Source organism: Leptothoe sp. ISB3NOV94-8A (assembly GCF_043421595.1).
Classification (GTDB): domain Bacteria; phylum Cyanobacteriota; class Cyanobacteriia; order Phormidesmidales; family Phormidesmidaceae; genus Leptothoe; species Leptothoe turfae.
The window spans coordinates 7,050,768-7,062,414 of sequence record NZ_JAXSQW010000001.1; the positions used below are offsets into that span (position 1 = coordinate 7,050,768).

At 45.8% G+C, this 11,647-nt stretch carries 9 protein-coding genes; 6 read left to right on the forward strand and 3 right to left on the reverse strand.

Annotated features, from left to right (window positions below):
- Window positions 1-271: 271 nt before the first annotated feature.
- The gene (gene hpf / locus SPB21_RS30365; RefSeq protein ID WP_163666983.1) at window positions 272-964 is read left to right on the forward strand and encodes a ribosome hibernation-promoting factor, HPF/YfiA family; all 693 of its coding nucleotides are present in this window, start codon (window positions 272-274) and stop codon (window positions 962-964) included.
- 112 nt (window positions 965-1,076) lie between these two features.
- Here the strand turns inward: hpf and SPB21_RS30370 are convergent, their stop codons facing one another.
- The 3 genes from SPB21_RS30370 to hmpF are packed head-to-tail and all read right to left on the reverse strand — an operon-like array spanning window position 1,077 to window position 3,327.
- The gene (locus SPB21_RS30370) at window positions 1,077-1,301 is read right to left on the reverse strand and encodes an RNA-binding S4 domain-containing protein (RefSeq protein ID WP_490795786.1); all 225 of its coding nucleotides are present in this window, start codon (window positions 1,299-1,301) and stop codon (window positions 1,077-1,079) included.
- Between the two features lie 44 nt (window positions 1,302-1,345).
- Window positions 1,346-1,549 carry a glycogen debranching protein gene (locus SPB21_RS30375; RefSeq protein ID WP_499868638.1) on the reverse strand — a complete coding sequence of 68 codons (204 nt, stop codon included), beginning with the start codon at window positions 1,547-1,549 and terminating at the stop codon, window positions 1,346-1,348.
- A 26-nt stretch (window positions 1,550-1,575) separates the two neighbouring features.
- Window positions 1,576-3,327 carry a pilus motility taxis protein HmpF gene (gene hmpF, locus SPB21_RS30380; protein WP_499868639.1) on the reverse strand — a complete coding sequence of 584 codons (1,752 nt, stop codon included), beginning with the start codon at window positions 3,325-3,327 and terminating at the stop codon, window positions 1,576-1,578.
- 517 nt (window positions 3,328-3,844) lie between these two features.
- Here hmpF and SPB21_RS30385 point away from each other — a divergent pair.
- From SPB21_RS30385 to SPB21_RS30405, 5 genes are all read left to right on the forward strand, one after another.
- Window positions 3,845-5,038: a response regulator gene (locus SPB21_RS30385; RefSeq protein ID WP_499868641.1), complete on the forward strand. Its 1,194-nt coding sequence runs from the start codon at window positions 3,845-3,847 to the stop codon at window positions 5,036-5,038.
- Between the two features lie 321 nt (window positions 5,039-5,359).
- The gene (locus SPB21_RS30390) at window positions 5,360-5,725 is read left to right on the forward strand and encodes a response regulator transcription factor (protein WP_006517813.1); all 366 of its coding nucleotides are present in this window, start codon (window positions 5,360-5,362) and stop codon (window positions 5,723-5,725) included.
- A gap of 32 nt (window positions 5,726-5,757) precedes the next feature.
- Window positions 5,758-6,288: a chemotaxis protein CheW gene (locus SPB21_RS30395; RefSeq protein ID WP_163666975.1), complete on the forward strand. Its 531-nt coding sequence runs from the start codon at window positions 5,758-5,760 to the stop codon at window positions 6,286-6,288.
- A gap of 50 nt (window positions 6,289-6,338) precedes the next feature.
- Window positions 6,339-9,236, forward strand: a complete 2,898-nt coding sequence (locus SPB21_RS30400) for a methyl-accepting chemotaxis protein (protein ID WP_163666973.1) — start codon at window positions 6,339-6,341, stop codon at window positions 9,234-9,236.
- A gap of 104 nt (window positions 9,237-9,340) precedes the next feature.
- On the forward strand, window positions 9,341-11,647 hold a 2,307-nt coding region (locus tag SPB21_RS30405; protein WP_499868644.1), incomplete at its 3' end, for an Hpt domain-containing protein.

The window sequence follows — 11,647 nt, forward strand, 5'->3', positions numbered from 1 at the left end:
CTATACATCACAAGAGAAAGATTAAAAAAGTATTAAGGGTCGCAAAAATCAACCCCCCTTCCCAAGGAGGGGATCAATGTTCACAAGTGCTAGAACCCCTATTGTACAAGAAATTTTGTGATCTTGAGGGAACACATAAGACTCAAATCATCCCGCGCTAATCCTAAAGATTTATCAACGGATAAAAATGTTTCTAAACAGAAAAAATCTCTCAGAATTAAAGTGCTAGGGTGAAACTAATCGCTTATCTTCTATCAGTGGAGGCAGCTTTATGAAGCTTGTTATCCAAGGAAAAAATCTTGAAATTACAGAGGCTATTCGCCAACATGTTTCACAAAAAATTGAGAAGTCAGTTAGCCATTTTCAACGAATGATCAATAAGGTTGATGTTTGTTTGTCTGTGGCTGGTGGTACAAAAATGCCCAATCGGCAGTATGCAGAAGTTACAGTTCATGTAAACCGCGCTGTAGTAAGGGCCGAAGAAAGCAGCGAAAGCCTATATGCCAGTATTGATTTAGTAGCGGATAAGATTTGTCGGCAGCTTCGCAAATACAAGGAAAAACGTCGCAGTTCTGATCATGTATCAGTGCGTTCCATGGAGATTGATACTACTTCTCAGGATGCGAATTTGCACGTCACTGAGCTGTTAGAGCAGGGCCGGCCCCAACTGCCAGCAGAGGTAGTTAGAACAAAATATTTTGCAATGGCTCCCATGTCAGTGCAAGAAGCCCTGGAAAATCTACAGCTTATTGATCACGATTTTTATGTGTTTTACAACTTGGAGACTGACCAAATCAACGTGATATATGAAAGGAATCACGGTGGGTATGGACTGATTCAGCCTCGTCCTGCGGGTGCCAATAATGGCCATGGCAACGGCCATAGTGCCCATGTGTCTGTTAGCAATAACGGACATCTTCAGACCGATAAACATCACCTGCAATCCGCACCTCTGCGCAATTAGATGTCAGTAGGTAAGGCATCTATTGTGCACCTTTAACCTTCAAAGCCGTTGACATGCCTGACAGTGCATACCAACGGCTTTATTTTTAGGTTGAGAGTGCCAACGCCCCAGTCTATTGATTCGGATTATCGATGCTATCTACATCAGAGATAACATCGTAGGTTTGATTAGCAAAGGTTACCCGGTCTCCTGCCCATAGTTTGCGACCGCGTCGTAACTCTACCTCATCGTTCACTCGTACATGGCCAGCCTGAATCAGATGTTTGGCTTCACCGCCGGATTGAACTAAGTCATTGAGCTTTAGGAACTGGCTTAGTTTTATAACGTGTTCGGACATGATGGATATTCAAAGGCAATAGTTAGTTCTCTAAGACAACGACGTTAGGATAACTTCAAAGCACTGACGGGTACATCATCCCAAGAGTCTACAGTGCGCAATCGAGCGACCCAACCAGCTTCTTTTTGCTCATCTGTTAATGATGCTTGAAACGTTGTATGGCATTCTTCAGCAGCATTTTGATCACAACAAGCGATGGCAGAGTAGACAATCCCAGAGGGATCTATATGCTCATTTACCCAAATCATAAAAGTCAAACTAGTGTGGGTAGAGGTTATGCAGCTGCTGGCTCACCTGATAAGCTCTGGATTGTTTGCTGCATCTCAGCAATGGCTTGCAACTGGTAGTCATTGACCTCTTGGAACCGTTCTAGCGTAACAAATACTCCATCCAGCATGTGTTGGATAGTATCCATTTTTTCAGCCGCAGGACCCATATACTCGTTACGGGTTGCGATCGCACGCTCCAAACCAGCCCAATCCTTAATCGCCTGCTCAAACGTGTCTCGTTCCTTCTCCAGATTAGACCGCTGATTGTCCAACTCAGACTGCTTAGTATCTACCTGCTGCTGTAATGAGTTACAGCGATTTTCCAACTCAGCAATTAACTTCTCTAACTCCACAGCCTGGGTCGCTAGCTCCTGACGGACCTGATCGATATGTTCCAGCACTGGCTCCAAATCAGCTGCATTTTCCACAGGGCTATCAACAGTTGCCTGACCCTGACGCCGCAATAAAACAGCTCGATGCTGGCTTAGTACCTCTTCCCGTTCCAGCAAATTACGGCGCTGACCAACCAAGGTTTTATTGAGCATATCGTAACGATCTTGCTCGTCACTGATATCAGCTTCAATCTGCATCCTGTCATACTCGCTAGCAGCTTCCGCTTTCTGCTTCAGCTCATCAATCGCCTGCTGCTGGTATGTCAGCTCTTCCTCTTGGTCACTAACAAAGCGAGACATCTTTTCCAAATCTGTTTCCATACCCGTCAGCAAAGCCTCAAGGTCTTCGATAGACATCTCCTCAAGTTTGGTGAGGTCAATTTTCTTGCCCAAACGTACCTGATCACCAGTATTCAGCAGCTCATAGACCTTTTGATATACTCCACTCTGCTGATTAATCTGCTCTGATACCAGTTGGTTTTGCTGCTTTTTCTGAGCAAGCTTTACCTTTGATTCCCGCAATTCTATACATAGTGCATTGAAAGCGCTGCGATCAGCATCAACAGTCTGGTAAAGCTGCTGCACCGACTGCTTGAATCGCTCTACATCATGGCTCTTAGATTGCAGCTGATCCTGTTGTTCAGAGCCAGTCTGCTGCAAACCTTGTAAAATGATCTGATACTGCCCCAGGGAATCACGAGTGCTACCAAGTTGCTGACGCAGGTCCTCCATTGGCACTACGTTAACCATCAACTGCTCAACGGCATCTCTTAGCTTTTGCGTCTGGCTCGAATCTAAACCTGTCTGAGACGATAACGTTTCACGATGCTCTTCAAGCCTTTGTTTCTCTCCGTTTAAGTGCGCCCATGCGCCCTCCAGCTCAGAGTTTTTGCGTTCGTAGTCTTGGCGCTGTTCATCTAGCTCAGCGCGAAATGTCTCTAACTCTTGCTTTTGCGTACCTAACTCAGAGAGTTCAGTTGCCGCCTGCTTGATTTCATCTTCGCGGGTATCTAACTCCAGCTCACGTTGATTAAGCGCCTGACTTTGATAGGTTAGGGACTCTTTCCACTGTTCAATCTCGTCTTCTTGAGTTTTAAATTTTTTGTTGAGACTAGAAAAATTTTGCAGGATGCTGACCAACTGACGTCCCGCCTCATAATGACGCTGAACCTGACGACCATTGGACAGCTCAATTAAAATCAGCGCGCCAGAGCTATAACCTGCATCATCTGGAGCTGGGACTAGTTCGTCTCCAGAGACAGCACTCCAATTTTGCTCCGAGCGCTCACAAGCTAAGAGTTTAAACTCAGCTCGGCTGCTGCCCATAAATCCACTTTTTTTCTGAACCTCGGCCAAATAACGCACGCTGGCATCCCCTTCGTCTATACAAATAGCTACCGGAAACAGCTACTCAGTTACACAATATCCACGTCTCGTTTAGTTAGTAATATAGAAGCTTAAGGCACTGTATTTATCAAAATATTGAAGCAAAATCAATAGCCAAACGATATTTATCTGAGCGACTCTAGACCTAATAATCCCAAGCTATTCGCTAGTGTATACGTGTCCGATGGAAACCTCTAACCTATAAAAAACAATTCTCCCAAAAGCGCTAAACCATGGAGGTTAACTATCACTTCAATGAATTAATTCCTCTCTAATATGTACATTCCTACGTGCGCATACGGCTAATCAATAGACACCACCACATACCATTCACATAAAAAATGTCACTTTATAAACAGCAGCTAAACTGCTTAGAGCACATAGCCACCTCATATAAAGACAGTGTAACTGTAGTTAAGTGCTAATAATTGTAGCTAATGCCGTATATCAATGTAGCCAACCTAGTTACCAAGTGCCAATTCCTTAGGACAAATCTATGCAGGGCCAGTTAAGCGAGCTGGATATTCGCAGTATTTTTCAACTGATTGATATTGGTCAGCAAACCGGAGAACTTTATATTGAATCTTTCGATGGGCCAGCTAACTCATGGCTAGTGTTTTTTGCCAATGGCGGCATTCTTTACGCTGGACGCACCAATGAACAGCTAAATCGGCTGCGCGATATTTTGTATCCCCTCAAGTTAGAGGTTCAGTGGGAAAGTGTTGACCTGTCTAATCTAACTCCCCTCCGTCCACCAGAGTACGGAGCTCTATGGTGGTTGCTAGAAAATGGCCATCTCACCACTCAACAAGCACGTTCCGTACTTTACCGTTTGATCGAAGAAACGCTTTTTGAAGTCATCAGCTTACATCAAGGACGATTTTTGTTTCGCTTTCACGCCTCCCTGAGCCCTCAACTCACCGAGTTTGACACCAAACCCCTGGTAAAGCGAGTGATTCGACAGTTACAAGGATGGTTGCGACTACAGCCTCGGTTAAATTCTTTTTACGATTGCCCCTTCCTAGCCGACACTTACCGTACAGACTCAGCATCTCTACCGCCACTTTTGGCCATGTCTGATGGCAAAACATCTGTGATTCAAATCTCGCGCCACCTAAGTCGAAATATTTTTAGTGTTGCTAACGGGCTATATCCTTATGTCCAGAAAGGGCACATCCAAATGGTGCATAGTCTACAGGCATCTCATCGCATCCAGACTAAAGCCCCTATTAATAATGCCGTTCCTCGCATCGTATGTATTGACGACACCCTAGCTGTCAGACAGGCCATAGAAATGATGCTGGATGCCTATGGCTACGAAGTCACATCCATTGGGAATCCAGTAAAGGCCTTGAGTTTACTGTTCAGTCTTAAGCCCGATCTCATTCTCTGTGATGTAGCTATGCCTGAACTAGAAGGGCATCAACTATGTGCCATGTTGAGACAGGCTCCATATTTCCAATCAGTTCCTATCATCATGCTGACAGGTAAAGACAGATTTGTAGATCGTGTCAAAGCCAACATGGTTGGAGCCACAGACTATCTAACTAAACCCTTTGGCGAACCAGAGCTGTTAGCCTTAGTAGAAAGATACGTAGGTAGGGGCAATCCTAAGCGTCTTGCCCCTGAAATGCTACTTGAGCAGGAAATATCAGCTACCCTAAACCCTGAGAACTGGAGTAATCCATAATGATGGAAGATATTGAGTGGAAATCATTCTCTTTTCGAATTTATTAATGATTTTTACGTAACTTGTAGAACCATTACGCTCTATCCAACCAAAAGAATTTTGATGAAAGTTTAATAAATTAGATACGTACGGGTATTTTATTAGGCACAAGCGGTAGGGTGTGCATACCATCATGCACCAAATAGCCAACCAATCGCTGCTTTCCCAGGTGAATCCCAATTAACTGGGCATATTAGTCAACTTAAATAGTTATTTCCCCCTAGGGGGGCATAATGGGTTGAATCAAGATATGAACCGGTCTTAAACGGCGAAATTCAGGTTATGAGTACGGTTTTAGTAGTGGAAGACAGTGTTGCCCAACGAGAAATGATTATTGACTTATTAAAGGGTAATGGTCTACAAGTGACTGTCGCTAGCGATGGTGTTGAAGCATTGGCTCATATCCAGGGAGATCTACCTGACTTAGTCGTTTTAGACATCGTCATGCCCCGCATGAATGGGTACGAAGTCTGTAGGCGTATTAAGTCTGACCCTGCCACACAAAATCTGCCTGTTGTACTGTGTTCTTCTAAAGGTGAAGAATTTGACCGTTATTGGGGAATGAAACAAGGAGCTGATGCTTATATTGCCAAGCCATTTCAGCCAACTGAGCTAGTGGGCACAGTCAAACAACTGCTACGTGATTGAAATGCCAAAGATTTTTGAGGTAATAGGGGCCGATGGTAGGTAATCCAGACTTTCAAACCGGAGTAGGGCAAGATCAAGACCCTGAACTACAAAAGCTTGAAACGCCTGATGGCGAACTTCATCTGCGCTTCTATGTCGGAGCCGATGATGAATTTGCTTTACCTGCCATTGGTATTCGCCGAATCATTGAAAATCCCCCTGACCGTATCACCCCTGTTCCCAATGTGTCTCCTTTATTACTTGGAACTTTGAACGAACAAGGGCGTGTCATATGGGTTGCCGATCTAGGGCAGTTTTTAGGTTATTCTCAACCGATGAATACTGACAGGGCAGAAATTCCAGTGATTGCTGTCGAACATCAGGGGACTATGTTAGGCTTAGCCGTTAATCAGATAGTGGGTACAGATTGGCTAGATGCGGAACGCATGAAGATGTCCCGCGACTACTCCGATACAATGGCACCTTTTCTAAAGGGGGAATGGGTACTAGATGCCAATACGGATCGCTCATTACGCCTATTAGACCATGTTGCCATACTGCGCTCGGCGCGTTGGGTAGCTTAGGGTCGATGGGTTGAAAATATGGAGAAGTTTAGACTGGCAGGAGAATACAGATGGCATCGGGCATAGATTACGCTCAAACCTATCAAGCAGCAGAACGTGCATATATGCAGGGCAGTTATGAACAAGCTGCTGACATTATTGAGCAACTGGCAGAAAATTACCCGAGCGATCCCAATGTGCTCCTGCTCAAGGGTCACATCTATTGCTATGGGCTAAGTGCGTACGATGTAGCCCGCACTCAATATAAATCCGTCTTAAATTTAACGTCCGATCCTGAGTTCGTTAATTACGCCAACAATGGCCTTACCTATGCAGAACAGATGGATGTTAGCCAGGTACAGGCTGATGAGAATGGCATAGAGGATATTACTGCAGATGGTCTGTTTGACTCCATAGAGCTCTATGGCGATATGGGAGAAGAGGGTGATGACTTGAGTGCCGGGCTCGATTTGTCCTTTGAAGAAGCAGATGGGGCAAGTTTTCAAACCGAGCCAACAGTAGACTCACCCACTGACCTAAGTGCACCCGAACCAAATGCACTAGAAAATGAAGATAGCTATGATCTTGCCACTGAAGCTACAGGCGATCCCTTCAATGCTACTGCTGATTATGAGAGCACCTCTGGTGATCAAGGTTTAGAGTTGGACGACGAGGACGATCCATTCTCCATTAGCGATTTGTCCATAGGTGGAGATCTAGGTAATGCTGAACTTTTAGATCCATTTGCGGACAGCAGCTTGGAAGGTCTTATTGAATCCTCAGAGGAAGAAGAGATTACCCTCGATAGCGTCGTCCGTGATGGGTCTTCAGCACCCATTCAAGATGTATCACAATTTGATCAAGATGATTTCGACGAAGCTTTTCCATCTGCACCGTCTTCATCGGGTGAGCTGGAAGACTTTCCAGATGTGGATGACTTTTTAGAGACAGGTAGTAGTTCTCTGGAGATTGATCGCCCTGAACTTGAAGTGGGTTTGGATGCTGGTTCAGACTTATTAGAAGAGCCAGATGATAAAACCCTCTTCATGATGGAACCGGATGATGCTCAACCCGACACTATGCCTATCGGGGATTTTCAAGAATTTGATGAGGCATCTACCTTGCCAGGTATTGAGACCACCGACAATGGGCTAATGGATGATGACATTGACGAACAGACTTTTCCAGGCGTTGATACGATGGAAGGCTTGGAAAGTCAGCAAGGCGGCGATATCGATTTCCTCGATGAGTTTGATGAATTTGATGATTTAGGCAGCCTGCCAGAATTTGATCTATCCGAAGGTGGTTCTACCGAATTTACGGAGGCTTCAGAAACATCAGAGGGAGGGTTTGCTGAAGCTCCAGTTACCCGTGGCGGTTCTGGCTTTAGTCTAGTAGAGGAGGATGACCAGGCAATCATTGGAGACGATGACATCTTTAGCATCGAAACTGCCGATCAGCTGCCATCCTTTACCCAAGGGGAAGAGTCGCCCGTTGTTGTTCCTGAAGTAGAAAGCGAGGGGATTTTTAATACCCTGAACAATGCGCCGCTTGCCACTAAACGCTTAATCATGGCAGGGGCTGCAGGACTAACATCTGTGATTGCAGTTGCAGGGGTTAATCTAGCTACCTTAGGACGGCTACCTGCTGATAGCACATCTCCAGGCAATCGAAACCTAATTGCCCGAGTGTATCCTGCTGCCATGGGAGGTGCTGCAGGTATCGTTAGCTTTGTGACGGTATTTGGATTAGGATTTTTATTAGATCGCCAATCGAAACGCTCAATTGATAATCTTCAACAGCAGTTTGACTTGGTTTCCCAAGGAGATCTAAATGCGCGAGCAACTGTTCACTCTAGTGATGAGTTAGGTCAACTGGCCACAGGGTTTAACAAGATGGCTCGGGTCATTCTCACGACGACTAGTGAGGCCCAGCGAAAAGCGCAGGAACAAGAACAGGCTAAAGAGGATCTACAGCGCCAGGTAATTCGTCTATTGGACGATGTAGAAGGAGCTGCCCGGGGTGATTTAACGGTTCAGGCAGAGGTCACAGCCGATGTTTTAGGAGCGGTCGCTGATTCGTTCAACTTAACGATTCAAAATCTGCGAGAAATTGTACAGCAGGTGAGTGCAGCAGCACTACAGGTGACTAAGAGTTCGTCTGATAATGAGATGTTCGCCCGCAGCCTATCAGCAGATGCCTTGCGACAAGCTGAGGAGCTGGCAGTCACCTTGAATTCTGTACAGGTCATGACTGAATCTATTCAGCGTGTAGCAGACAGTGCGCGGGAGGCCGAAGAGGTCGCTCGTTCAGCATCAGCCACTGCCCTCCGGGGGGGGGAAGCTGTGGAGCGCACTGTGGCTGGTATTTTAGAAATTCGCGAAACGGTAGCTGAGACTACCCGTAAGGTTAAGCGATTAGCGGAATCCTCTCAAGAAATTTCCAAAATCGTGGCCTTGATTTCTCAGATTGCATCTCGAACTAACTTACTAGCTTTGAACGCCAGTATTGAGGCAGCTCGTGCCGGGGAAGCTGGTAGAGGCTTTGCCATCGTAGCTGATGAGGTTCGTCAGCTTGCTGACCGAGCGGCCAAGGCATCTAAGGAGATTGAGCAAATCGTTCTGCAAATCCAGGGAGAAACCAGTGGCGTAATGACTGCCATGGAGGAGGGAACTCAACAGGTGATTGAGGGGACACGACTTGCAGAGCAGGCGAAACGATCGTTGGAAGATATTATCCAGGTATCGAATCGCATTGATGTATTAGTACGTTCTATTACGGCTGATACCGTCGAACAGACGGAAACCTCACGAGCTGTTGCTCAGGTAATGCAATCGGTTGAACTTTCTGCCCAAGAGACGTCTCAAGAGTCTCAGCGGGTGTCAACCTCTCTGCAAAATCTGGTGGGCGTTGCTCGGGATCTGCTGACATCGGTGGAGCGGTTTAAGGTAGAAAGTGATAAAAAGTAGGCTATTCGCATCCATTTTTAAACATGTCAAGGGACGACTGCCATCGCTATCAAGTATTTGAAGGACTGGCCTAATTTCCGATTTTATTTAGGGAGACGAGGGTGATGCTGCCTGAACAACAACAGCGTATATTGGGCTACTTCATTGAAGAAGCCAAAGATCATCTCAATACCATTGAGCAGGGTCTATTAAATCTTCAGGCAACCATTGTCAATCCGGAGATGGCCAATGAGGTATTTCGGGCCGCTCACTCTGTCAAGGGCGGTGCTGCCATGCTGGGCATTGAGAGCATGCAGCGTACGGCTCACCGCATGGAAGATTACTTCAAGCTTCTCAAAGAGGCCCCCATCAAGGTAGATCGTTCCCTGGAGTCTATGTTTTTGCGGGTATTTGATGCCCTGCAAGAACTGCTTGAGCAACTACAGGGTCCCTTTGGCCTCACTGAGGACAAAGAGCAGAGCATCATGACGAGTGTAGAGCCCGTCTTTCAGCAGCTACAGGAACATTTAGATCAGCTTGTAGCTGAGGCAGACGCCAATGAGGCTGTTGTCGCAGAGGCTCAGCCTGTCGTCTTTACAGCACGCTCACCGCAGCCGGTTGAAGAAAGTGCATTGAAGCTTGTATTTAGCAGTGATGTATCAGCTGCACTTCGAGAAATGCTGGCTCGTTTCAAGCAGGCTGATACAGACGAAAGTAGATTAGCCCTGGAGGCTTGCTGTCAGTTATTAGAAAGATTTGGTGAGCAGTTTAACTTGCCAACTTGGATGAACTTGGTGAAGCATGCCCGTTGGGCAGTATGCGATCGCAATAATGACTATCGCACCCTCGCCCCTGCTTTAATCAAAGAAATCAAAAAATCTCAGGATTTAGTGCTGGCCGGTAGAGAGCCGGAAATAAACATCTCCGAAAAACTTCAAACGTTGGCCGCCCAAGGAGATATAACAGATACCACTGGAGATTTAGAGAGTCTGTTTGCAGATAGCACACCAGATACCTCTTCTACAGCAGGTGTCGAAGAACTATCCGTAGAATCAGACTTGACCTTGAATAATGTGGGCGAGCCATCCTCTGCAAATGAGGAAAGCATTTCCTTGGATGATCTGCTTAATAGTGCAGCAGTCACCCCTTCTGGTCCAGAAGTGGGAGATGCTGAGCTCACTAGTTTGGCCGATCTATTTGAAGCGGGAGGAGATGATCTCGACAGTGACTGGCAAGAAGAAGAGCTTCCTCTAAATGAGGGCAATCCGCCTGTTGAGTCTCTGGATATTGATATTGCTCCCGATTTTGAGGATCTTCTCAATGAAGATGCCACGGAGCTAGAAACCAACCAAAATGATTTTGAATCAGGTAGTGAACTTGCAGATCTATTTGGTGATACTGACTCTACGGAATCAGCTGATTCCGTAGATACTCTGGATAACAGTGGCCTAGAAAATTTAACCGAGCAGATAAATACCTCTAGCACTGATATTGAATCTCCGTTATCAGAAGATCTTGACACCTCTTCTATCGATAGCTTATTTGATGACATAGATACTGCAAACGATTCATCTGGTGTTGATGAGCTATTTGGCGATCTTGATAGTTCAACACCAGATGATGTAGCCACTACTGCTGATAATTCACCTGATATTGATGAGCTATTTGGCGATCTTGATAGTTCAGAAGAAGCCGCCGATCAAGACCCCTCACTAGAACTCTCGGATAGTTTGGATGATTTTGACGAGCTCGCATTGAGTGAAACCAACCAAGGTGAAGAGCTTGTCGATAGTGATTTAGACCTCGATTTTGAAAGCCCTAGTAGTAGCGATGAGCTTGCTAGTCTTGAGCTAAATTTGGAGGAAGCCACTGGTGAGACCAATACTGACGAATTGTTCACTAACGATTTAGAAGATGTTGCCGTAGTTTCAGGAACAGATAGCTTCTTTTCTGAGGCAGCAGTACCTGATTTAGATTTATCAGAAACGGTCGAGACTTCAGAAACAGAAACCACAAAGTCCGAGTTCGAAGATTTCTTTACTGTTAATGACTCTGCAGCTGTAGCTCTAGCAGCAACGGGCTCGGATCCATTTAGTGATGATGACCTGTGGGAAACAGACAAGGGCTCTTCCAACACAGATACATCAGAGTTGTCAGACGAGCTTTCTCAAGATATTTGGGATGAGCCCGGTCAACAGACAGATACGCCCAATGAGTCAGCAAGCTTAGGACTTTCTGACGACCTGAGTGAGCTTTCCCTCAATCTAGACAGCGATATCGTAGCTGCAACACAAGATTCAAACGATTTAGAGCTAGATGATGTGTGGGCCTCTGTAGAAGATGTGACCTCTGAAATAGATGAAAAGATTGCAGCTGATACTGATGCAGTTGGATTAGATGAGCTATTTCATGAAGGTGATCTCCCTGGTGAC